This is a genomic window from Paenibacillus psychroresistens (assembly GCF_009728935.1).
Classification (GTDB): Bacteria; Bacillota; Bacilli; order Paenibacillales; family NBRC-103111; genus Paenibacillus_AC; species Paenibacillus_AC psychroresistens.
The window spans coordinates 3,056,650-3,079,249 of sequence record NZ_CP034235.1 but is presented as its reverse complement, the minus strand read 5'-3'; the positions used below and the strand labels follow the sequence as shown (position 1 = coordinate 3,079,249).

Here is a 22,600-nt window from a genome sequence, read left to right as displayed (position 1 = left end):
CTCCTTATTAATACCCTATTGCTACATAACTGCCGTTCATCGTTGCGCCAGTAGAAGAATAAATATTAGTATTCGTTGTGCTAAAATTTGCGGCGCTTATGATTGGTGATGTAGGTCCCGATGTAAGATTTGCTACTACTGATGCACATAAAGTTGGAAAAGCAAGCGGAAAAGTAATAACACCGCCTGTCGCAACTCCTGTAAAATTGCCCCATTGAATAATTAAACCGCTCGGGAACTTTTGATAACCGCTAGCAGCTTTGCTTATTGCGCTGGTATTATCCCCCCAGGGGTTAATAACACCTGTGTCCGGGGAAATTACACCCCCCGAAGAAGTTGCCATGTTTGTAACTCCTGAAGGTTGTCCGCTTTGTATACCTATAACGCTCGATTCAATAGCGAATAGCCCTCGGGTATTTCCAGTACCTGAATTTGAGTAACTATAAAGGCTCCCAACTCCCGAAGAAGCTATTCCGTTGGCTTTATTGGCGAATGTACCGCCTGACACTATTACCTTTGACCCATAACACAAAACGCCGCTACCCGTGGCAGTAATGCCCGTGGATTGACAGGATTGCAAATATACCCATTGACAATACTCGATATAAAAACCGTCTAACGTAGTTGTAGCGGCGTTTATGCTGTTTAGTTGTAATCTAACGCCTACACTGGTCGTTTTCACGTTGTTAACGTTAATCACAGTCGCCGCCGTTATTACTAAGTTACCCGAACCAGATAAACCCGTAATGTTCACTGTTTCAGCATAGGTACCTGCTGCTATGCTAATGGTATAAGTATGATTCAATATTTGCGGAATCATAGAAACGGCTTTCGCTATCGTTAAGAACGCCCCTCCTGCTGTATTACCTAAACCTGTGTTGCTGTTACTTCCGTCCGTCCTAACGTAATACGTCATATCCGACGTCGATACTTTAGGGGTAGTAACGTTTAACGTTTCCAGGCTTACTACGGGTAACGTATACCAATTCACCTTACCCGTTATACCTTTAATCATATTACCCAATTGGCTCCATAATGTTGTAGGTGCTGCGGCTGCTCCGCCTGTCTGCGCGGTACTGTCTACGATGGTTCGGGTACCGAACATTGAATCTGTAACGCTAGAAGCTGGGATAGAAAGCGTGTTGCCCGTTTTGTTTAACCCCGCGCCAGCTACTACCGAGCCTGGTCCATTGAATAAAGTGAAAGTCAAAGCTGTTGTTCCGAGTACGATTGGATCAGCAGTAAGTAAACTCCAACCATTCTTGCCGTTTGCAGTACCTTCCTCAATATACGTGTACATTCCGCTCGTTACTTCAGCTGAGGTGTCGGCATCAGAAGACCTTGCCCATGCTCCAGCAGCGACCACATATATCCCGTTTTGACTAGCAGTTGTTTGACCGGATACCAGGATGCGGTTCCCTACAACCAAAACAACACCGTCTACGGTTTGTGTGCCGCTTAAAGTAATGTTTGATGTGGCTACCGCCCTACAGGATACTTTTGTATCCAACCCTAAAGCATAAGCATCCACATATTGTTTAGTGGCTGCTTGGAGTGCTGAAGCAGGATCTTGCCCCAGTGTGACTGTTCCTGTAAAAACAGGATTTGAGATAGTGGCTCTTAATCCCATTGCGGTTAATAGTGCTGCCAGATTCGTAGTCGCAGCTGTAGCCCAAGTAGCTCCACCAGTTATCTGTTTTATCATATTAGCAAGCTTACTAAATAGATTTGTGGGAGTATCCGCTCCAACAACTGCGGAAACCGTATCGACAGGTGTTCGGTTGCCAATAACTGTATCCGTAGCCGCACCAGCCACCATTTGTCCAGCACCGACTGTATTATCTGCTATTTTTGCAGCTGTTACAGCTTTTGGTGCAATCTTTGCGGTTATCACTGATGAGTCAGGATGATCCAAAGTAGCTGCATTTTTATGTGTATTAAAATCAGCAACAGTAGTAAAAACCAAAGATTCATTGATAGTTGCACTAACTGTTGCGACATTACCTACGATTGTGACGACATCGATAAATTTCTGAACAATATCCGGACCGCCGCCTGCAGGAATATATTCTGCTCCTGCACCAGCATTAGCATAACAATAAAGAATCTCTCCCTCGTCTGGATCCTGCGCAAAGACCCCAAGTTCCCTAAAATAAAACCCAGTTACTATATCGCCATTAGAAAAGCTCCCGCCTACAACTGCCTTTCCTGCTCCCAATGTCCGTAACTTTTCAATAGCCAAGGTTTTCTTTTGGCTAATTAGGCTATTTAGATCTGCAATGACCTGACTTGTGATAGTACCATCACCCATTGCTATGCGATTAAACACAAGAACAACCCCTGTCTGAGCTTTCGCTTGAAGAGCCCGACCTTTGTTGGTTATAAATAATCCACCGAATGCACCCATTATGTCACCTGCTTTGCTGTAATAAAATCGCCAATATATATCACGTTTCCAAAATATAAATTTAAATCGTCACTAACACATATTTGTATACTTTCTAACCTAGAGCGGACATTCTTTACTGAATTAATCGCATCTAAGAATTGTTGGGCATCTTCATCGGTAGCAGCTGAATTCACGGTTGTTACTCGGAATGTGTAGGGATCACCACCAAAATCGTACCATTCGACAACAGTACCATCGCCGAACATTGTCTCTAGAAGTTCTTCTACAGCAGAAGGTGTTCCTTTCCTACGGTGCCATCGATCCGAATTGTTTATTAAAGCCCTCTTCTGCTCGATAAGAAGTGTCTTATCGTAAAAATCTACATGTAAAGCCCAGGCTAATTCGTCTAACCAAACATCATCGAGTTGATCAATGGAATATAGAAGATCTAGGTCTTTTATTTTTCCGCTCACAATTTGAAGCTCGGCATCAATTGCTTGGGCAGCTGCTTGAACCTGCGGGTCCGATGTTAATGAAGGTGGCAATATGCCCAACAGTGAGACGGAATAAATATCACGCACTGTCAACACCTCCATATGTCATCGTAGCGCCTGTATCGTTTGCAACCTCTGTATTGTCTACTGTTGTATAAGTGGGAGCTGTAATCGTAGTTCGTTTTGCTCCAGCGTTTAAAATCCTTCGAGTCAACTCAGAAGGGTTTATGTCTCGGCCAAGTTTCGACTTTTGCCATACCCTATATTCTGCAACAGCTGCTGTTACTGCGATTTGTATATTGGCAGCATCTGAAGCATCTTCGAAAGCAATGTGGTATGAACCGGTAACAACATAATTAACTGGATCCGGCGCAACTACTTGAACTTGATCTGTAAGCGGCCGAATAGTTTTATCATTACACTTAGCAAGCACAGCAGCTAAAACATCTGAATCCGGTAGTGCTCCACCTTCCATTAACGGAATAATTTCGACAACCCCATTACTAGGGGAATGCACGAATACGTCAATTATTTTTAGATCAGCTGCTTTCGCCCAAAATTCGTAAGCTCCTGTTGGACCAGCTACTGAAAAAGCTTCTGGCGCCAGATATATTCTTTCTCGGTAATGATCATCGGTTTCTATTTCAGCACCACCGGAGCTAATAGTTGTATTCAATACAGAAGCGACAAAGGCGATGGGATCCACCAATATATTAATTTGCCCTGGAACAAATCCATTCCCTTCTTCACCATCAATCAAACAGCTACATACAACATACGTGTAGAGTTCTCCAGCAGCAATAACATATGATTTATTAGCAGAGAAAAACAAAGTCCCATCCGGACTGACCTTCGTGCCAGCTGCAACTGTTATATTAGTTAATTGCGGTGCAGATAAAGTAAATCTCATCGTCACATCAGCTGGCTGTGCACCAATACGCTCTGTTTGAACACGGGATCCTAAATGATCCAGCACATCACCCAATGCATATCGCAACAAATTTTGCTTAGCAGTCATGTTTATTAGGACTCTCTGTTGCACGATTATATTAGAAACCGACAACAAAAAAAGCCGCACCGGATCTCCCGGATACAGTTTCTTCTCTGCAATTGCTTCATAGACTGCGATAACAGAATCGCGAATTGTATCTGGATTTGTATCAATAAACTGTATATCAGGAAGCGATGTTAAACTCATAGGCTCACCTCATCGATATTTACCTTAACAACGGGTTTGATAACACCATTAATAACATCTGAATTATATTCGACACTGATTAATTGCGCCCGCGGTTCGTATATACTTATAGAATCAGCGATTCTGGCGGACATCCGAGCTTGAGCTACATTAATGGGAGCATCAATCTCTGGAGACCAAGCAAATTCTCTAAACATCGGACAAGAAAATGCAGATGTTATTAGGATCATTCTTACATTTTGAGCAATCTCATTAACTCCCGTTGCACCAAAGTTGATCTCCTCTTCTTCTGCAGTAATAACTACTTCAGGCATAATAATAAGACCTCCTAAACATATTCCTCTAAACTGATCTCTAGATCGGCTTGCAATAGATTGCCTTTGTTATCAATATTTTTCCACTTGTGGACCAAACCAGTAATAATCCACTTATTAACGCCTAAAGCCTTTCCACCAATTATTAAGGGGGCTGCTTTTCCGTTTCGGGATAAAACCATTAAGGCTTCCATTTCTTTGCGAGGACTCACACCTAGGTTAGCATCAAACCGCATATTAAATGTGATTTGATCTAGACCAGGACCAATAAATTCTTTTTTCGGTTTCTGGCCAATAATCTCATGACTCTCCCAACGATCTGCATTGTTTCGCACAAAGTCATCAAATGTCCTAATTTTATCGGCAGAAACTTGAAATATAACATCACCAAAACTACCAATTACCCCAAGTTAAGCACCCCCATCAGGTTCACCGGTATTACCTGATCCAGTCGTTACATCAGTGTGAATATGATGTTTAAGACTGATACCATCCGCGATTACATCACCAATTACATTGACATTGCCTGTTGCCACTATATTAATTTCTCCAACAGCAACAATATTCATAGTACTCGTGGCCATATCGTATTCGATACTTGTACCATCTGGAAAGGAGATATAGCGTTTAGTCTCATCTACTACTGGAGGCGGATTATTTTTCGAATAGAAGGATCCAAGAATAAAACCCTGTGCGCTACCGTTCGGTAAGAATAAACAAAGTACCGGCTCATTAGGTTCTGGCATCCAATAATCTTTAGCGGCCAAGGATCCACGTACAATAATAGGCAATTCTAGCGTAACGACTTCCGATTTATCAGCGAATGTTACTCGAGCTGCGGCTTTATCTGGAGCAATGGAAGATATATGTCCAACACGAATTAATTCTTGCATCAATAGCCCTCCAAACATTTTCTAAGCTGTAACTTTGTTTCAAATCCACCTTGCTGCCCATGAGTAGCTTGGGTGATAATATATTTCCCGTTAAATTTACCGAAGTTCAATAGATTGACTGTTAGACCCGCGAGATAGGTTGTATCGCCTGGAAGACCTAACTGGAATGTACATGCAATTTTGTTGGCATCTCTAAGCCGCTTTTTAGCAAGCAGCTCAGCTTCCTTAACTGTTGTTACTCGCTCATTAATAACTAAAACCCGTCCTGTTTTTGGCGGGTTAGGTGGAGTAAATGTATGTTTAATCGTTATATCATCATTGGCATTGTTGTATTCCACCCGACATGAGTGATATGACCCGTTTAAAGTCTTTCGACCGGAGTAACTCTTAATTTCAGTAAGCCCTCTGGTAATGTCCGCAATTATGGGTTTTACTTCATACTTCCGTTCATCGAAAACAACAATCTGAGCATCGGTAATCTTTAAACAAAGCCCAGCATCTGTGCAGATACGCATTAAGAATTGTAGGTCCGTTTCTCCTGACTGATCAATCCGATCGTATTCAGGATTGTCTTCCGTATCATAAAAATATTTCAATTTAGATCCAGCGGCGACATCCCGAATAACAATGGAAAGTCTACTCTTCTCCCAAGCTCGGTTTTTAACCTGGCTCCGAAGAGATGAGGATTGTGGAATCGATGTGGCTTTAATCGTTACATTGGATGGCGGATACTCAACTTCAATTTCATCGATCTCAAATAGTCCGAGAGATAATTTATCCGAAGTATACTCTTTCAGCCAATCTTCTCGGATAACAGTAGCAGTTAAAGCAGCTCCTTCGTCTGGCATCCAATCACCTATCCAAAGTTTTGCAATGTCCTCCAGAACAATCTGTAAATCATCAGCTTCACCGCTCATATTGTCAGTGAATGTCCAACTTTTAAGATGAGGTTTAAGATCCTCATAGATATTAATTTTATTGTATTTCAGCTCAAGATGAGCTCGCCTGGTCAATCATTATCACCACGTTTCCAAGGTGGAAGATTTGAAGAAGTGGGTACCGCGATTACCGGAATATTTAATACTATGTTGGCGGGAAATATAACCCTCGTTTGTTGACTTGGATTTGCTTCAATCAGCTTATCCATGTAGCTTTCATTTCCAAAAACCTTCATTGCGATTCCGTCCCACATGTCACCCTGTATGGTGCTATACGTTTTATTTTTCATAACTCAGTCTCCATTTCTGATTCAAAAAAGCATTGATGTTATCAGTAAATAAAGTTTGTTGCTTTTGTAATTCTGGTATTATACTTGCATCCGAACCATGAATTACTGGTGAAAATGTAATTTGATTTACGATACTTTGGCTAGGACCGTTTGAAAGAAATTTTTCATTAAAATTCTTCCATACTGAGTTTTGAGTGTTGTTCGGATCACTTTTTGGCATAGATTCAATTATTGGTAATAACTCATATGACTTCTTACCTTTTAATTCTTCAAATGTCATGTTTGTTTTTTTGGATATTTCAACTAAGAATTTATCCCATAAAACAATTTGATCTGCAAATGGCATAGAATGGATTGTATCCACTGGGATCCCAGACCAACTTGACTCATAAGCTGTTACATCGTCAATTTTTTTTACAGTTTGGTTAAAATTTGCGTTTGATGCGCCAACACTTGTACCAACAACGCCAGTGACTCCTCCAGCGACAGCTCCCCAAGGTCCTAATCTAGATCCTTGAACAGCCCCAGCAGTTCCAGCTAAAACCGTAGCCAACAATTGATGATCTGCCAAAAATTCTTGCAACCCGTCCCACATACCTTGAGCCAAAGATACACCTAGTTTTATACCTGCTTCAGTGATAGGCACAGCGGATGCAACAATTCCTGCTGCTAAGCCAGCTGTTAATCTTGCAGTCACGTTTGAAACGTAACCACTACCAGTACTGTCATACCACGCCGTGAATGTCTTCCACAGATCGTCAAACACGAAGCCTATTTTTGCTGATAACGATAGACTTTGAAATTCAGGATTGTTTAGAAAATGTGATCTTAAATAGTCTTTAGCACTGTTTACTCCTCCCTCAATCGATTCACTCAAAGCAGGCCCTATCTTCTCAAAATAATCTGCTGCTTTCACAGAACCTTTTGCAATATCTTTAAAAACAATATTCAATGCGGGTAAAAACACTGACCCTAAGGCAACCTTTGTTTCCATGAAAGAATTTTTCATTAGTACAATTTGGGCGCTAGTTGTTTTTAGCCTAGCATCATACTCCTTATCCATTGATCCTTTTGCTTTTTCATCACTAATCAGTGCAATCTCTCGCCGATATTCACCTATGGCACCAGCAATAGCGGCGATATCGTCACCATATTCTTTTCCGAATAATCCAGTCGTAATGGAGGCCTGTCTTTCCTTTGGGAGTTTATTTATTGCACTCAATACATTCAAAATTGTACCTTGTGCATCTTGAGTCATCCCTTTATTTACCTGAGCAGAAGTCATTCCCAAGGCTTTTAATCCTTTTTGAAAATCCTTCGGTTGTTCCTGAGCGATAGCAAGTTCACGAATTAGAGCTGTAGTAGCTGTTGCTGCCACCTCTTCTGATTTTCCCAATGAAAGGAAAGTACTTCCAAGCGCTGCCCCTTGAGCAGCCGACATGTTAACCTGCTTTAATATTCCGCCAGTTCTCAGCAATACAGCAATAATATCTTGACCTCTTGATACAGAATTATCATCTAAATAGTTAACGGTATCTCCAAGTTCTTTTAATTTTGTAATCGGTATTTGCATAACATTTGCAATCTTACCCATGTCATCTGCAACTTCGGCTGGAACCATCTCAAACGCTACTGACATTTTAGAAATCAAGGTAGTAAACTCGATTAATTGCTCTTTAGGAACATTCATTCGAGAGGCTGCTTCGACCATTCCGGCAATATCATTAGTTAATATCGGAATGTCACGACCTAATTTTTTAATTTCAGATTCCATTTGATAATAAGTTTTGGTCAATTCGCCATTTGAATCCCTGGCTCCTTGAACCTGTTTAGCCACGCCTAGCATAGCATCTTGAAAATCAATCGCATCACCAATTGCAGATACTAGTGCAAACCCTCCACCAATTGCAACAGCGCCTGCTCCAACGGAAAGGGTATTCCTTACCGATCTAGCTGCTGCTCGAGTAATTGCTGAGGTTATGCTCTGCTGTTTTTGTAAACCTCTATTGAATAAAGCTTGAGCCGCTTCCGTCTCTCGAATTTTACGAGTAAGCTTGCTTTGTTTATCACTGTACTCCTCAAGAGGGACGGTGCCTTTTTTATACTGAGCGTTGAGCTGCTGAACTTCTGTTTTGAGTTTATTAACATGAGTGGTAGCGTAGTCAAACGTGCCGCCAAAGCCGCTCGCCATTTTTCCAGCAATTGCAAAACTAATTTCATAGACTTTCTGCGCCACGTTAACCAGCTCCTTTTGTGTCTAACATTGATTCTAGCCATTCTAACAATTCAGGAATCGGCATATTTAACCAAAACTCCAGAGAAGTGAATGATGATTTTGACATGTTGAGTGTTACCCTTCGGAGGGCTCTTGAATCAATCCCGGCAAGACCCATCCGTACAAAAAATTGCTCACCGTATTTGTTACCATTAGAAAGTCAGGCGCGGATAAGCCAATTATATCTTCTGGAATATGCCCAGAGGCCTTTGCTGCAATAATTGCTAGTCCACGAGATGAAAAAAGAGGGTTTGGGCTAGTTTCTCCCATCCCTCTCGCTTCAACTTCTGCTTCAATAATTTGGTATCCAGTCAACTTCACAAAATCAATATCGAACTCAGTTACTGTTACTTCACCTTTATTAAAGGGCTTTTTAAGTTTAATTTTCATGCATTTACCCTCACTTTATTTTTATGTTAGGCCTAGAGCAGTCTTGGTTGAAGCCAAATAATCAACTCCATCAATCACACATTTATAATTCAGCTTGTCAATTTCAAGAACATTTACTCCATCGATATCGATCTTCAAGTAAAGAACCTCGATTTCAGTGGATCCACCGCTCGTGCTGCTAGTATCGAATTTACCTGGATCGACTTTCGTTGGTGGACCTTGCACCACAATTTTTATACTTTGAGTAGAATACGTTCCAGCTGCGGCATCATAAACCTGATTAACACCCCGGCAATCAAACTTTTGAGATTTTTGCGCAGTAATTAGCAGCTGTTCCTTAGTAATTGCTCTCCAGTTCATTGTCAGCTTCATGCTGCTGAATTGGCCTAGAGTCGGGGATTCGTATTCACCCGCAATCCCTGCACCTTTAACCGTATCTTTCATCGGTTCTAATGATGGTATTTGAATATCGCTGATACCTTTGTAATCAGTCGAGTCATCTCCACTGTATACACGAAAAGCAGTTAATCGCTCAGGGATCGTATTAATAGCAGGTTTTGTCACAGCACCTTTTAACTGTGGATTTATTGGAAAAGCCATAAATTTTCCTCCATCTACGCGAACAACGCGTTCAAATTATTTACATCGAATTCAAGTGCAAAATTAATTTCTTGCATTGGTACAGGTGGAGTAAGAAATACATGCAGATTTACTTTGCCTGCAAGCAAATCCGTTGAAGGGTTTTCACTTGTCCGGAATTCAACATGACCTCCTAATAAAGCTCCACGTGCTGTTAAACCGTTTAACCAGATATTTAAACTATCGACAATGGAATCTATTGTCCGTTTCTTCATCGGGCTATCTACTTTACTCATAAAAGTAAGGATGATTGTATTCCCCACCCAATTGAACATGCGACGAATAGATCCAAACACATCCTTTACATCCGTACTCGCAGGAAATGCCCCAGTGTAATTGCCCCAAAGTTTCCAACCGCCAATAAAATTCATAGCCGTGATAATACCATTACCATTCAAATACGCTGCTTGATCAGGGCCAAGTGAAACTTCTAAACCAGCTGCTGTAACTGCTGAAACTGCCTGTAAGTTTTGGTTACTAGGACTTACATATGGGATATCATCATTTAGGGCATCCGTTTTACTTATTAAACCAGCCAACTGAGAAGACATGTAATAAATGACATCATCCAACATAAGCTTGGGCCAACCTACTAACTGAAATGTGCTGGAATAGTTGTTGGTATTCTTCCAAGCCGGCACTTCGGTATAAAGATCAGCTCCAGCGTTTGTCGCATCTACATCTGTAATTGCGATCGCTTTAAACAACCCATTGATACTACTAGCCTTTGCTACCATTACCGCTGCAACTGCTGAATTATGACTCCATCCCGGTGCAACAATTTGACCAGGCACTAACTGGAATAAAGGAAATACTTTATTGATTAGCTCCAATCCAGTTACAGCGCCAGTCGTTCCATCAACCCCACCAATTATATCCGCTGAGTCAACAGCTGCTGCATCTAAGTAATCATAAGAAGCAACAAAAGTGGAGTTAGCTGCTACAAGCAGACCACCAACGACTCGCGTGATCACAACTTCACCTGCACTATTAAACGCCGCGGTATAATCGGTGTTTTTAACTAGAAGAGTTCCTCCGACTGTTAATTTTAAGACTAATGTATTAAGTAAAATGCCCGTCTGAGCAAGTTTCACGATACCACCAACAAGCGTTCTGGCTGTGTCGACAATGGCAAGCTTGTGATCAGTTAGATTCAATACATTTACGAAAACAACTGGCGCCACATTAAACAAATCGAAATATGAAACCATAAACTCACACAACGAATACTTTTCCCAATCCGAAGAATAGCCAAGAGCAGCAATTGCTTCTTCCTTTGAATAAGCTAAAAAAGGTTTGTTTGCATATTGCTGATCCGCTCCAAGGTTAATTGGAGCGGTACCAAAAACAACTGGTAATCCTGCGGTAGCTAAAACCGGTGGAATGATTGAGGTTGGTATCTCACTAACAAACACTCCATGTTTATACGCCATTAGATTTCACTTCCTTTATAATTTGAGATTTCTTGGAACCACACGTGTTGAGCGGAACCTTGTTCTGAGGTTAGTTGAATTGTGTCAACCATTTCTGCAATAGGAACAAATAAATTCTTGATTGCAGGACATTGCTCTAAATGTTTGACCAGATGAATTGGAAATCCATTCTTATAAATCGTGAATTGATTTAATAACCCGCCCTTAAGATGCGGACCACAATAAATTAAAGCTTCTTGTTTTTCTAGCACAACTTTATTTTTAATTCTCGAGGTCACTTTGGTACCCTCCTTCTTCATAAATCTGTGGCATTACCACGCTTATCGTCATAAGTGCCACCCATTCCGGATAAGGCTGCTCCTCTGGTAGCTCAGTCTTAATGGGCTTTTCAACTCTGAAACAACCGCCGATTATACCCTGTTTAAGCAAAGCCTGCTTTATCCGAGTAATAACGTTCATTGCATCACGCCATCCGTCTTTAGCATCTTCGCTGTAAGTGCCTGCCATAATTCGAACCTTTGCATTATTACCATCCTGTTGATCATCATCTTCTAAATATCGAATAATGACATAAGGGAAATCTGGTGGGTCTTGTTTTGGTCCAGGCTTCTTCTCGTCCAGGTATCCTCCCAAAACTTGCGGAGCCTTTTTAATATCTGGGTTATTAGACTGTAGCTCGAAATTAACAACAGCCATTTCAACAAAGGCAATTAACGAATCGATCAATATGATCGGTGTCATCCTTCAAACGCCTCCAGTTCCCTGCTTATTTCGTGATCGATCCTATCATTAAGCTTCTCGACTGCTTTCTGTTCAACCCAGGCTGCAACTGTTTTATTTCCAATCATTTGTGGAATAGGCGGTCCGTAAAGTGTCCGTACAGGTATACGTTTTTTACCAACACGTTCATAAATATTTGTCATACCATAAATTTTAGCCACAAATGCACGCTTAATAGGGCCGCCTTCTCCACGTTTTACTTTAACAATTATCGGTGTTTTTCTTTTAGGAGATATTTGCTTTGGGGTTACACGAAACGCATATAAAGGCGTAGCATGACCACGTGAAGTGACCCTAGCAGATAATCTACTATTTGTTGCTTTTCGAATCCTTATGGTGGAAAGAATAGCGCCGTAATCGATATAATAGGTTTCCCTGACTTTGCGTGCTGCTTCTGTACGAGCAGTATCTGCAGCACGATTGATTGCACGAAATATCGCTTTAGGTGCTGCACCAGGAATATGATTCAGCAGTTTGATTGCTCTATCTATTTGTGGTGCAGTAACCTTAATCACGCTTCATTCGCCTCCAATCCAATTTCAAGCATCCCCATATTCTCATTGCAACTTGAAACGAGATACAACTTGCCGTCCAATCGAAGATGCTGTTCAATTACTGGACGGTCTTCCATATCGGACTCTTTTACATAAAGAATAATGCTACCAATGGAAACTCCACTAGTAGCATTATAGAGATCAGTTGGTTGACGTGAGCGGCCCTTAAAGGCGTCATTATCAATCATCACTGAAAGAGTTTGACCGTTTACATCATGATCCTCAAAAAATTCATTATTGTTTATAAAGGTGCCTATATCCTTTGCAATTTGTTCTCGTAAATTCAACTAACCACCTCATCGTCTTGAGCATCAAACCGGCTGAACACCCTTATGCTGGACGCTACACCTCTTAACGAAATGATCTCATAGAATTGCTAGATATTGCTCTTGTTTGCTCCATTTTTCACGGTTTACACCTTAATATGTTTAGGCTGTACGAGATTTTTCTTCAATGCTTCGATATATTCATAGGGTGATAGGTCATAAATACTCCCATGGATCCGTTGTTGATTGTAATCTTTTATGAATTGAGAAACGATCTCATAGACCTGTGGATACGTTTCAAATTCATGGCGTTGGTAGCATTCCGCTTCCAAAATAGAATGAAATGATTCAATGTGAGCATTTTTATTTGGTGTTCTAGGCGGAATCCGCTCATGAATCATTTGAAAGTTCTCGCATGCATCTTCAAACAGTTGGCTGATGAATTGTGGACCATTATCGGAGCGTATAAAAGGTTTCTCTTCCTGTGGTTTCCCGAATAATTGACGCTTCATAAGGGCCTCCTGAGTGATCTGAACCAGATGTTTAGCCTCACAGGTTAAGCCAAGATGATACGAAATAATGGCACGATCAAACACGTCTATAATGCTCATTATGAAGAAGAAACGGTACTCGCCAGCAATCCATCCGTACTTAATATCGGTCTCCCACAATTGATTGGAGCCGGTGATTAAACGGTTGTTAGCAAGTCTTCTTGGATGCTTATTCTTTAACTTACGCTGTGGACGTAGGACGTTCATAGACTTACATAGCCTATAGACTTTCTTCTTGTTAATCACAAGTTTGTGGCGTCTTCTAAGAAGCACAGTGAGCTTGCGGTAGCCGTAGGCTGCTCCCTCACCCGCTATGAATTCCATCAGCCATTCTGTGATCTCTTCATCACTTACGGGCTTGCCATCTGCTGTATAAGATAAACCAGGTGCGGGGCGACCGACCCTGTGGATAGGTTTTAATTCCGCTTTATTCACATGTGCATAATACGTCGAGCGTTCGACTTCCACCACACGGAGCACTAAGGTAATACAATGCCCTTGGACAATATATTTGTGGGCAATCTCTATTTTATCCGCAAGTTTGGGTTCGTTTTTTTTAGTAGGTCTTTGAGAATTTCTCTTTCCAGAGCTTGTTCCGCTAGTAGCTTCTTCAGCTTTTCATTCTCATGCTCTAACTGTTTATAATCATCAGGGGTAGGTATAAACTGGGCTTGTCTTTTGCTAGCACCATCTAACTTATCCACATCCTTACGATTTAATTCTTTTGCCCATCGCATGACCATCTTGGGATCCAGTTCGTGCTGCCTGGCTACTGCTGTAAAGTTCCCAATCTCTTTCCCTTTTCGAATGATATCCATCTTAAAATTAAGATCATACTGTACTCGCTTCATAACGTTCCCCTCCGTCTAATATAATTATATTTGATTAAGGGGTGTACTGTCCAAGTCTCCTAGGGGGCTAAATAGAAACCATTGTGTATATTGTTGAACACGAAGGTCTAGTTTCGAAGCTGGATCGATACCTAACAATAGTAACTGTGCTTTTTGCTCATCCGCTTTCAAGTCACTAAATTGCTGGATAGTGAGAATATCGGAATCATTTTGACTGTTGCCATCCAATGTAAAAGAGTCCTCGGTTACATAAACCACCGGGACCCTTTTGGCTTTACCTTTATCGATTAATTCCTGTTCTTCTTCCTCAGAAAGCAAGTCAATGACCTCACCAGCTGGATACTTTATGCCATTGTGCTGGATATTCCATGCACTCGTAATCGCCATTTTATATCACCTCGATGATGTACCAGCTGTCAACTTCATGTGGTACCGGTAAAGGACGACTATTAATTTGTAGAAAACGTTGAGGTGGTTCAATACTTACCCAACTTTGCGGTATACGGTCACCTTCCACGGTATAGAAGTCTTTCGTATCCGGATCCACAAGCGTAACAGCTCCATAATACGTACTGAATTTCGCTTGAGTCGATCCCAACCAAATATGACCTGAGGGTATCATCGGTTGTTCGGTCGGATTTAGCGGATCGGTATCCTCATCGAGAAACCACTCGTCATAACTATAAATATCCAAACCAAGCGCTGACAGCGAGCCAATATAAGTTGCGCCATTCGGTAATTGACGAGGATTAATCATTCCAAGTTCTACTCGACGAATATCCAGTAACTCCTTGATTTTTGGATGAGTGATAAAGACTTGAACGACATCACTTGCCATAAGTGAGGTATCAGGGTTTACTCCGGAGTTTTTGACAACGACTCGTCTGCGCTCATATAACTGTGCATATGGATCACTTGCAGCATTGTCCCATTTATCCGTTCCAGACAAAGTATCTTTTTGCGTGAAGTTAAAGTCCAATAATTCATCCACACCTTCACCAAGCATATGAACTTGGCCGGAAAACAAAACCTGAGCATACATCCATTCTTCACGACGCGTTATGGAATCATCCAGTTCAACAATATCACTTGCAAGTAATTCAGCTGCTCGATCTGCTGGTGATTTCCGAGTGTAGAGAGTATCACCTAAACTGCGTTTGTTAATGTTCTCTCCATTTATTCCCCTTAGCGGTTTTAGCTGCGGAGGTGTATAGGTTTTCGTAATAAATCCCTCACGCGAGATCACTTTTCCCGGCAATCGAGGTGAAACAAAAGGCGCCATCTTGCGACGAGATTTATAATAATCCACATCAACAAAAGGCGTATCAAACGTTTTAACCTCGTTGAAAAACATTTTTTTCAGGAAAGTATGTGCTGGTGGACGATTGATAATAGCTTCATACATAACGCGTGGGTCATAGATACTAATTTGAGCTGGCATATTGTTTTCCCCTCCCTATCCTTGCAACGTCTTAGCAAAAAGACTAAGCGCACGCAGGGCTTTCTTATGAATTGTAATCGTGTCCGTACCACCAAAAATTAGCTTTGCTGCATTAAATTCGCCTGTCATGTAAACTACAGCAGGCGTGTTTACCGAAGTAGCATCCGTATCTTCAGCTAAAATGGCATATGCTACCTGTGAGCCATCTGATTTTGTAGAATCAACTTTTACAGCAAGTGAAGTCGCTGTAATGACAGCAAGAACACTTCCACGCAAATAAGCAGCTCCACTTTTTAATGTCACAATATCTGTAACGATTGGCATAATACCACCGGCAATTAAATTATCCTGCTCGAGTGAAGCTGAAGAAATTAAATTTTTTGTCATTATTGATTACCTCTTTTCTTTTTAATAAAATTAAGAAGACTTTGCGATGTGTCTTTAATTTTATCCTCTTCTGTTTTTTCTTCTTCAGGAGCAGCTGTATCAAGTTGGTTCATACCTGAGTTAGATGCATCTTGTAGAATCTTTCCACCCATGCCTTTGCGCTTTAAATTGTCTGCTTTCAGAATCTCTACCGCAGTCTCGGCTGCGCTGGCTCCCGTTTCGTACTTGGCCTTATCAATGATGATTTCGTTACCGGGCATTACTAAATCATTAAGAGATTTAATACGACCACGTTCTTGATCCACACCACTTTGAACAGCTGCTTTGTAAATTTCCGGATGTTTTGTTTGCAATTCATTCAAATCTTTCACTGTTTCTTCCTCCTTATGGGACTCATCTTCTGTATTTTCATGAACCGTTTCTGGTGTTTCAGACTCCGTTTGCTGTTGATTTGAATCCGTTTCTTCCTCTTTAGTGACCGTTTCCGTCTCTTCTTCGCTCGCTTTTGGCAAATTCGGAATCATTGCAAAGGCTTTTAAACTGAATTTTTGACCATTAAAGACAGCAAAACCATCATTTATGGATGCTGAAACCATGTATTTTCGATCAACTTCATCTGCAAAACCTTGAGAAACAGCTTCATCCGCAGTCAACCAAGTCTCTTTATCCAGTAACTTCTTGATGTCTTTCGGATCCAATCCAGTCCGATCCTGATAAACACTGATTAGCGATTTAGCTACTTGATCCAATACATCCGCTGTATGTCTTAAATCTTTGGATTCGCCCATTGCCATCGTCCAAGGATTATGAACCATCATCATAGCCCCTGTACCCATTACAATCTTATCGCCAGCCATCGCAATAATTGAAGCTGCTGAAGCTGCGAGTCCATCAATACGAGTAGTAATCGATGCCTTATGGTTTTTGAGTAATTCGTAGATGGTTAAACCCGCGAATGCACTTCCACCCCCACTATTGATACGGACTACAATTTCCGTAACATCGCCTGCAGCATCCAATTCTCTCATTAAAGATTTTGGGGTTACTGAATCGTACCACCATGATTCTTCATCATCGATAGGGCTATAAATGGTAAGTTCTGCGCTATTATTCGTCGTCTGTTTCAGGTTCCAGAATGTTTTTGTTGTTATTGGCATTTTTGTTTTCACCTCCTTCATCGGATAAACCAGCTTCACGCCGCATACGTTCTTCACGCATACGCTGCCGTAAGTTGGCCTCAAAGCTACCACCTGTTAATTCCGAAGTCTCTCTTTCACGGGTGCTGAAACCTTCTTCGACTCTGATTTTTGCTGCATTCACTTCTTTTAATGGATCGATTTGACCTTGCGCTGGTCCATGCCACTCCGCACGTGTGTAAGCTTTTCGAATCAAAGGATTATCAAAAAAGCCGTAAGCTGGGATACGTCCCTTTGCAACAGCTTCAGTAAACCATTCTTCATAAATGGGTTGACAAAAATCATTAGCCAACCAAACCCGACGCATCCGAAACATCTTCCATGCTTCCAAAAGAGCTGCGCGGCTAGCTGAATAAGATGATGTGAAATTCTTGACTAATAATTCGTATGGGATTTCTAAAGCAGATCCAACTTGCCTGAGTATAGCCGTGACAAAACCATCAAACGCTGTATTGGGCCGTCCGGGATTCGCTGTTTCTACCGATTCATTAGGCGCAAGACCAACGATGGAACCATTACCAAGCTCATACGAACCTTCATCTTGTTCATCAATCAAGTCTTCCATCGGGATACTTTGACCAATTGGACCATTCTCAGGAGTATTCGTCTTAATAAACACAGTAAACATGCCGCTCACTAAGGCAGCCATTAATTCAGCTTCTGTATATTGACCCAGTTTCTTTAGGGATTCGATAACTGGTGCTAACAAAGGAACGCCCCTACGTTGCTCCGGCCGTTCTGACTCCATCAAATGAAGTACATTGCGCCTTCCACTTTCTTCACCAAAGGCTTCAATTCTTACCCACTCTTGTTTATCAGCTGTCATAAAAACCTGAGGATAGTTTTTGGCAAACCAATAAGCCACAACAGCTCCGTCCGCATCCATTTCAACGCCACCCCGTATATCCTTGCCGTTAGGGTTAATCGAACTGTCTTGCCCTGGATTGCAGCATCGATCGGCTTCTACAAGTCGAACACGCAGGTCATACACCGCATGTTTTCGAGGGGTAACGGGGAGCATTGCAAAGCAATCCCCACTCATTAATTGAGACATAAAAGCAATTTGCTGAAGTTCAAAAAAGTTATTCATTCGCATCGAATCACAATCGAGTGATTCCGACCATAGCGCGAACTCTCGTTCAATACTGGCTTTCAGCTCAACTTCTTCTGCCTCAGATAGATTTAAAAAAGCGGCATCTAGAGATGGTTTTAATCGCAACCCGGTACCCACTACATTAGTTCTAGCCGTTTTTAATGCGCCAGTTGCTAGCGCAGCACCTCCCATATAGAGATCCCTTGAACGCTGCCTAAGAATGTTTAGATTCTTTGTAATATCTTCATCTGGTGAACGACTGAAATAATTCCAACCTAGCATGGATTTCTTGGTTGTATTGGCTCCATGGTTGGAATAGCCACTATTGAGGATACTTAATTTTTGTCGAGCAGCCTGTCGTTTCAGAGCCCAGCTCGGAGATAGTGTATTAATTATGCGATCGATTGGATTCATAAGTCACGCGGAACAACACGCATTACACGCATCCCTTGCCGGCCGCTTTGCAACTGCTCTACCTGTCGATTCCAGAATAACATTTGCTCGCGAATATCTTTCAAATCAACACGTCTTAAGGACCGTGTCCCAATTCGATATTCTTGTCCTGTTGCAACAGCTGCCTCAGCATCCAACCACATCTGCAATCTTTCCTTAGCTTGTACGAGTGTCCATCCTGCCATTTGTTCCATTCACCTCCTTTCTTTATCAGAGTCCTTTACTAATGACCCCACGTCGTTTCTGTTTTTTCACAAACGAAATACCACCTTCTGGTGGTATGGGTACATCTAATTTTGGATTCAATATTTCCAACGCTGCAGTGTTATAAACCCGTAAATCTAATGGCTCGTTTCGATCATAGACTTGCTTCCAAATTCGAGAAGCAATGCCTTGTTTATAACGCGTAATTAATTTCTCAGCAGTTAGTCCTTTAAAATAACTCCCGTTGTAACCACGATCCAAAGGGAAGTGGCAGAAGCCCGGTCCGACTTCATTAATTTTGAGACTGGATAAAACTTTGCCCTTCCCTTCATCTACACCTAAGTTAAATAAAATAGCACGCTCTCGTTTGGTTCGTGTATTTCCGTTGATAAGTGGTATATATTCACCATTCTGTGTTCCTTGCCCTTTGATAGCAAAAATGCGCCGTGATTCTCTAGGTGCGCAGAAGCGATACACCTCTTGAGTGAAATGGCCGCCTGAATCAACACAGACACAAGCAATACCAAGCTTTAGATTTCCTTTCTTTGACCAGCTGCGAGATAAGAATTCATCGAGCTCTTGCCAAATCTTTGGTTGCCGCAAATCACCAAAAATCTTGTGATAGAAAATCCCCCATGATTCTTTACCCTGCCCCCAGCCAACCACCTCAATCTCAAAGCGATCATCCTGGACATCAACAGCTGCAGTAAGTACCGCAACCTGATCGGGTACATCTGCTGGATATCCTTCGCAACGTTTCAAGAGTTGTTCTTCTTCGACTTGCTCTCCTTCTTCTTCCCAAGTCTCACCCAGTACGGTATTTATCCAAACTTTCATTTTTTCTGGACCGTCACGTTTCGCAATAAGAAAGGATTTTACGATTTCGGTCCAGGTTGACCACGGACTAATAAGTTGATTGAGGTGAAACCCTCTTCGACTGGAATGCTCTTTATGTGCTATCCATTCACCTACACCTCGTTTCCATTCTTTTTCATTATGAAGAGCTCCGCACATTTTACAGGCATGCTCAACTTTTTTGATAATGAATTCTCCACTTACTGACTTCTCATATTTAAACTTAACCTGCGCCCATTTCAACGGCTGCATGCCATCGCAGCTCGGACAATGCATGTTCCATTCTTCCATCGTGCTATCATTATAAAGCTGTTCAATCCGCGATGATTCTTTCAATGTTGGTGTCGAGACAAACACGTGCTTGCGATTTCTAAAAGTAGTTGACCGTTTTGTAGCTAGCGCAATAGGGTCACCTTCAGTTCCAGAACTTACCGGATAACGGTCCACCTCATCACAAAGCACAATACGAATAGGCCGGCTGGAAAGAGATGCTGGAGAATTCGCTCCAACGATTGCAATATAACCACCTGGAAAACTCTTTTCAGAAATTGTATTGCTAGCATCTCGACTCTTGGATTCGCTGACTTTGTTTCTTAACCTTGGACTAGCGGTTATCATAGTTGCTAATCGCTTCTTAGAAAAAGACTCAATCAAATCTTTATTCGGCAGCATGAAAAGAATCGGTGCAGGATCCACATCGATATGATAACCAACCATATTCAACATAAACTCCGTTTTGGATATTTGAGCAGAAGCCATAATGACAATCTCTTCAACACCTCTATCCGTAACTGAATCCATAATTACGCGTAAGTAGGGGACGCGTTCCGTCCGCCACAATCCTGGTTCAGCACTTGTTTCCGAGGTGAGAAATCGATGCCTATCTGCCCATTCTGATATTGTGAGATTTGGTGTAGGTGCCCAAAGCTTGGCTAGTTTCGCAAAGAGATCAACGGTTGTGATTTGGGTACGCCGTTTCAATCGTCAGGCTCATCTTGGTTAACAAATAATGTCGGTGAATATTCTGATAACCCTTTAAGAGCCTCGTTAATCTCATTTGAAATAGCCGTTTCAATTACCAATTCTGTTTCATTCTCAAGTTGAGGTGCCAACCGAAAAGCAATCACCTGCAGCTTTGCCTTAACAGTTAAAATCATTTCCGTCATTAGCTTTTCAATATCTTTCGTCGCATGTAAATCCCCCCTCATCAGTTCTAACTCTAAGGTAGCCTTCTCTTTCTTAATTCGTTCATGTGCTGTCTTTTCATCAATAAAACGTGGTTTATTATCAGTCTCTTTTCCACCTGAGACATGTTGGATGTATGCCTGGACAGATTCACCTAATATATATCTGCCCCTTCCAACCTGCATCAATATTCGATCGCGGGTTAGTTGACGAATCCACTGTGGCGTCTTCCCCACAATTTGTGCCAGCATATTCGTTAATACTTCTGCTTCATGGAACTGCACCTCTTTCGCTTTTTCCTTTGGCATTAACCTACACCGACTTTCGTTTATGATTCAATTTTTCAAATTTTCGTTTGCACGCTTCTATAGAAGAAACAAAATCAAAAAGCCTTCCGTAGGAAAAAACTACGGAAAGCGAAAGTGAGTTTTTTTGAAAGTAACTGGACACATTTCGGGGTCGCGCGTACCCGCACTACAAAAAGTAGCCAAAGGACCCGCGGTATACCTGGATTTGGTACACCTTGTATCGAAATTCACACCCTATTAGATATCATTTAATGAGCAGCGAATATAGGGAAACCACAATACGAGGTATGCTCGTATTGTGGTTTCAGATAATTTGTAAGCAAGTTTAGTGTTGCCTAAAGACATAAATCTAAAATATCTACAAAAACAGCATCACCAAGAGTCAACCTTCTATTCACTGGATCGATACTTTTTAATTTCTTCCAATCAAATACAGTGTCGTACAAATCATACTGTTCACCTAATAAGATATATCCATTCGACGCGAATAATTTTGTGATTATTTCTTGTGCGTTTATTAGAAACTCTGTTTGAGGTGGTCCCCATGTATTTATTTGACTAATAATAGTATTATGTCTAATCCCATAACAAAACTCCATAGAATACACTGGTATAATTTTTGAGATCCGAATTTGAACTTCTTGCTCAAACATAAAACTGCCCTCACCTAATACTTTTTTTGAATTTATAAAAACTTCTGTAGAGGGTGAGTATCTTTCCCTTATATCTATATCTAAAACATTAGGAATTGCATTAATTTCTAACGGAATCACTACTTCTTGTTGACAAATTGAACTGTACCAATTGTCTAGTTCTCTCTTAAGGTAGAGTTTTTCTAATACATCTCCAAACACGGGAAATTCGTCAACAAATTTTAAGCCATGTTTCATTTAATAGTCCTCCCTACTGCGATATATCTACATTCACCATCACGGCTAGCCCCATGCACAATGTAACCCATCCGCTGATGATTCGTACTATAATGTATTAATCTACCAAATTAAGGATGTGGACATGATCAAAAGTAAATATAGATTTGTCTTTTATGCCTGCATCATAGTCGTAATCATCACCTTCATTGGATATGGAGATCATGGGAAACGATACTCAGGAATCAACGATAAGTTTAAACTAAGCAATATCATTGAATTTATAGTTGGTGGAATAGTATTATTAACTATTATTCTAATAATAGAACGTTTTTCAAAGAAACGATAGTTTCA

Annotated in this window: 27 protein-coding genes; all 27 read right to left on the bottom strand. The window is 41.2% G+C overall.

Going from position 1 to position 22,600, the window contains the following annotated elements; genetic code table 11:
- Positions 1-7: 7 nt before the first annotated feature.
- Entirely contained in the window at positions 8-2,407 is a 2,400-nt protein-coding gene (locus EHS13_RS13885) for a gp53-like domain-containing protein (RefSeq protein ID WP_155700912.1), read from the bottom strand.
- Positions 2,407-2,970, bottom strand: a complete 564-nt coding sequence (locus tag EHS13_RS13880) for a phage tail protein I (protein ID WP_155705354.1) — start codon at positions 2,968-2,970, stop codon at positions 2,407-2,409. The genes EHS13_RS13885 and EHS13_RS13880 overlap by 1 nt, the downstream gene beginning before the upstream one ends.
- Complete coding sequence (locus tag EHS13_RS13875) at positions 2,963-4,081, bottom strand: baseplate assembly protein (RefSeq protein WP_155700911.1); 1,119 nt, start codon at positions 4,079-4,081, stop codon at positions 2,963-2,965. The genes EHS13_RS13880 and EHS13_RS13875 overlap by 8 nt, the downstream gene beginning before the upstream one ends.
- Positions 4,078-4,395 (bottom strand): GPW/gp25 family protein, encoded by a 318-nt coding sequence (locus EHS13_RS13870; RefSeq protein WP_155700910.1) that lies wholly within the window; start codon positions 4,393-4,395, stop codon positions 4,078-4,080. The genes EHS13_RS13875 and EHS13_RS13870 overlap by 4 nt, the downstream gene beginning before the upstream one ends.
- A gap of 14 nt (positions 4,396-4,409) precedes the next feature.
- Positions 4,410-4,775, bottom strand: a complete 366-nt coding sequence (locus EHS13_RS13865; protein WP_227014025.1) for a phage tail protein — start codon at positions 4,773-4,775, stop codon at positions 4,410-4,412.
- A 30-nt stretch (positions 4,776-4,805) separates the two neighbouring features.
- On the bottom strand, positions 4,806-5,288 hold the full coding sequence (locus tag EHS13_RS13860) for a phage baseplate assembly protein V (RefSeq protein ID WP_155700908.1): 483 nt from the start codon (positions 5,286-5,288) through the stop codon (positions 4,806-4,808).
- Positions 5,288-6,301, bottom strand: a complete 1,014-nt coding sequence (locus EHS13_RS13855) for a phage late control D family protein (RefSeq protein ID WP_155700907.1) — start codon at positions 6,299-6,301, stop codon at positions 5,288-5,290. Before EHS13_RS13855 ends, EHS13_RS13860 begins: the two co-directional genes overlap by 1 nt.
- Positions 6,298-6,516, bottom strand: coding sequence for a tail protein X (locus tag EHS13_RS13850; RefSeq protein ID WP_155700906.1), 219 nt, complete (start codon positions 6,514-6,516; stop codon positions 6,298-6,300). The genes EHS13_RS13855 and EHS13_RS13850 overlap by 4 nt, the downstream gene beginning before the upstream one ends.
- A complete protein-coding gene (locus EHS13_RS13845) occupies positions 6,506-8,752 on the bottom strand; it encodes a phage tail tape measure protein (RefSeq protein ID WP_155700905.1) in 2,247 nt (748 codons plus the stop codon). The genes EHS13_RS13850 and EHS13_RS13845 overlap by 11 nt, the downstream gene beginning before the upstream one ends.
- 114 nt (positions 8,753-8,866) lie before the next feature.
- Positions 8,867-9,181 carry a phage tail assembly protein gene (locus EHS13_RS13840; RefSeq protein ID WP_155700904.1) on the bottom strand — a complete coding sequence of 105 codons (315 nt, stop codon included), beginning with the start codon at positions 9,179-9,181 and terminating at the stop codon, positions 8,867-8,869.
- A 21-nt stretch (positions 9,182-9,202) separates the two neighbouring features.
- Complete coding sequence (locus EHS13_RS13835) at positions 9,203-9,781, bottom strand: phage major tail tube protein (RefSeq protein WP_155700903.1); 579 nt, start codon at positions 9,779-9,781, stop codon at positions 9,203-9,205.
- Between the two features lie 14 nt (positions 9,782-9,795).
- The gene (locus EHS13_RS13830; RefSeq protein WP_155700902.1) at positions 9,796-11,253 is read right to left on the bottom strand and encodes a phage tail sheath family protein; all 1,458 of its coding nucleotides are present in this window, start codon (positions 11,251-11,253) and stop codon (positions 9,796-9,798) included.
- A complete protein-coding gene (locus tag EHS13_RS13825) occupies positions 11,253-11,531 on the bottom strand; it encodes a hypothetical protein (protein WP_155700901.1) in 279 nt (92 codons plus the stop codon). Before EHS13_RS13825 ends, EHS13_RS13830 begins: the two co-directional genes overlap by 1 nt.
- Positions 11,515-11,994: a hypothetical protein gene (locus tag EHS13_RS13820; RefSeq protein ID WP_155700900.1), complete on the bottom strand. Its 480-nt coding sequence runs from the start codon at positions 11,992-11,994 to the stop codon at positions 11,515-11,517. Before EHS13_RS13820 ends, EHS13_RS13825 begins: the two co-directional genes overlap by 17 nt.
- Complete coding sequence (locus EHS13_RS13815; protein WP_155700899.1) at positions 11,991-12,548, bottom strand: phage tail protein; 558 nt, start codon at positions 12,546-12,548, stop codon at positions 11,991-11,993. The genes EHS13_RS13820 and EHS13_RS13815 overlap by 4 nt, the downstream gene beginning before the upstream one ends.
- Positions 12,545-12,874: a hypothetical protein gene (locus tag EHS13_RS13810; protein WP_155700898.1), complete on the bottom strand. Its 330-nt coding sequence runs from the start codon at positions 12,872-12,874 to the stop codon at positions 12,545-12,547. The genes EHS13_RS13815 and EHS13_RS13810 overlap by 4 nt, the downstream gene beginning before the upstream one ends.
- A gap of 125 nt (positions 12,875-12,999) precedes the next feature.
- A complete protein-coding gene (locus EHS13_RS13805) occupies positions 13,000-13,893 on the bottom strand; it encodes an IS3 family transposase (protein ID WP_227014024.1) in 894 nt (297 codons plus the stop codon).
- 35 nt (positions 13,894-13,928) lie between these two features.
- Positions 13,929-14,255: a transposase gene (locus EHS13_RS13800; protein WP_155700896.1), complete on the bottom strand. Its 327-nt coding sequence runs from the start codon at positions 14,253-14,255 to the stop codon at positions 13,929-13,931.
- Between the two features lie 24 nt (positions 14,256-14,279).
- A complete protein-coding gene (locus EHS13_RS13795) occupies positions 14,280-14,642 on the bottom strand; it encodes a DUF7210 family protein (RefSeq protein WP_155700895.1) in 363 nt (120 codons plus the stop codon).
- Position 14,643: 1 nt separating this feature from the next.
- The gene (locus EHS13_RS13790) at positions 14,644-15,696 is read right to left on the bottom strand and encodes a major capsid protein (RefSeq protein ID WP_155700894.1); all 1,053 of its coding nucleotides are present in this window, start codon (positions 15,694-15,696) and stop codon (positions 14,644-14,646) included.
- Between the two features lie 15 nt (positions 15,697-15,711).
- Positions 15,712-16,083 carry a head decoration protein gene (locus EHS13_RS13785; RefSeq protein ID WP_155700893.1) on the bottom strand — a complete coding sequence of 124 codons (372 nt, stop codon included), beginning with the start codon at positions 16,081-16,083 and terminating at the stop codon, positions 15,712-15,714.
- The gene (locus tag EHS13_RS13780; RefSeq protein ID WP_162463103.1) at positions 16,083-17,240 is read right to left on the bottom strand and encodes a head maturation protease, ClpP-related; all 1,158 of its coding nucleotides are present in this window, start codon (positions 17,238-17,240) and stop codon (positions 16,083-16,085) included. Before EHS13_RS13780 ends, EHS13_RS13785 begins: the two co-directional genes overlap by 1 nt.
- Complete coding sequence (locus tag EHS13_RS13775) at positions 17,191-18,786, bottom strand: phage portal protein (protein ID WP_155700891.1); 1,596 nt, start codon at positions 18,784-18,786, stop codon at positions 17,191-17,193. Before EHS13_RS13775 ends, EHS13_RS13780 begins: the two co-directional genes overlap by 50 nt.
- Positions 18,783-19,010 carry a DUF6148 family protein gene (locus EHS13_RS13770; RefSeq protein WP_227013932.1) on the bottom strand — a complete coding sequence of 76 codons (228 nt, stop codon included), beginning with the start codon at positions 19,008-19,010 and terminating at the stop codon, positions 18,783-18,785. The genes EHS13_RS13775 and EHS13_RS13770 overlap by 4 nt, the downstream gene beginning before the upstream one ends.
- A 25-nt stretch (positions 19,011-19,035) precedes the next feature.
- On the bottom strand, positions 19,036-20,865 hold the full coding sequence (locus EHS13_RS13765) for a phage terminase large subunit family protein (protein WP_227013931.1): 1,830 nt from the start codon (positions 20,863-20,865) through the stop codon (positions 19,036-19,038).
- A complete protein-coding gene (locus EHS13_RS13760) occupies positions 20,862-21,377 on the bottom strand; it encodes a hypothetical protein (RefSeq protein ID WP_155700890.1) in 516 nt (171 codons plus the stop codon). The genes EHS13_RS13765 and EHS13_RS13760 overlap by 4 nt, the downstream gene beginning before the upstream one ends.
- A 335-nt stretch (positions 21,378-21,712) precedes the next feature.
- Positions 21,713-22,267, bottom strand: a complete 555-nt coding sequence (locus tag EHS13_RS13755; protein WP_155700889.1) for a hypothetical protein — start codon at positions 22,265-22,267, stop codon at positions 21,713-21,715.
- Positions 22,268-22,600: the final 333 nt, after the last annotated feature.

Coding starts and splice junctions, on each gene's coding strand:
- EHS13_RS13885 (WP_155700912.1), bottom strand. CDS start 2,407: ATGGGTGCATTCGGTGGATTATTTATAACCAACAAAGGTCGGGCTCTT.
- EHS13_RS13875 (WP_155700911.1), bottom strand. CDS start 4,081: ATGAGTTTAACATCGCTTCCTGATATACAGTTTATTGATACAAATCCA.
- EHS13_RS13870 (WP_155700910.1), bottom strand. CDS start 4,395: ATGCCTGAAGTAGTTATTACTGCAGAAGAAGAGGAGATCAACTTTGGT.
- EHS13_RS13860 (WP_155700908.1), bottom strand. CDS start 5,288: ATGCAAGAATTAATTCGTGTTGGACATATATCTTCCATTGCTCCAGAT.
- EHS13_RS13850 (WP_155700906.1), bottom strand. CDS start 6,516: ATGAAAAATAAAACGTATAGCACCATACAGGGTGACATGTGGGACGGA.
- EHS13_RS13840 (WP_155700904.1), bottom strand. CDS start 9,181: ATGAAAATTAAACTTAAAAAGCCCTTTAATAAAGGTGAAGTAACAGTA.
- EHS13_RS13835 (WP_155700903.1), bottom strand. CDS start 9,781: ATGGCTTTTCCAATAAATCCACAGTTAAAAGGTGCTGTGACAAAACCT.
- EHS13_RS13830 (WP_155700902.1), bottom strand. CDS start 11,253: ATGGCGTATAAACATGGAGTGTTTGTTAGTGAGATACCAACCTCAATC.
- EHS13_RS13820 (WP_155700900.1), bottom strand. CDS start 11,994: ATGACACCGATCATATTGATCGATTCGTTAATTGCCTTTGTTGAAATG.
- EHS13_RS13800 (WP_155700896.1), bottom strand. CDS start 14,255: ATGAAGCGAGTACAGTATGATCTTAATTTTAAGATGGATATCATTCGA.
- EHS13_RS13795 (WP_155700895.1), bottom strand. CDS start 14,642: ATGGCGATTACGAGTGCATGGAATATCCAGCACAATGGCATAAAGTAT.
- EHS13_RS13790 (WP_155700894.1), bottom strand. CDS start 15,696: ATGCCAGCTCAAATTAGTATCTATGACCCACGCGTTATGTATGAAGCT.
- EHS13_RS13785 (WP_155700893.1), bottom strand. CDS start 16,083: ATGACAAAAAATTTAATTTCTTCAGCTTCACTCGAGCAGGATAATTTA.
- EHS13_RS13780 (WP_162463103.1), bottom strand. CDS start 17,240: ATGCCAATAACAACAAAAACATTCTGGAACCTGAAACAGACGACGAAT.
- EHS13_RS13775 (WP_155700891.1), bottom strand. CDS start 18,786: ATGAATCCAATCGATCGCATAATTAATACACTATCTCCGAGCTGGGCT.
- EHS13_RS13770 (WP_227013932.1), bottom strand. CDS start 19,010: ATGGCAGGATGGACACTCGTACAAGCTAAGGAAAGATTGCAGATGTGG.
- EHS13_RS13760 (WP_155700890.1), bottom strand. CDS start 21,377: ATGCCAAAGGAAAAAGCGAAAGAGGTGCAGTTCCATGAAGCAGAAGTA.
- EHS13_RS13755 (WP_155700889.1), bottom strand. CDS start 22,267: ATGAAACATGGCTTAAAATTTGTTGACGAATTTCCCGTGTTTGGAGAT.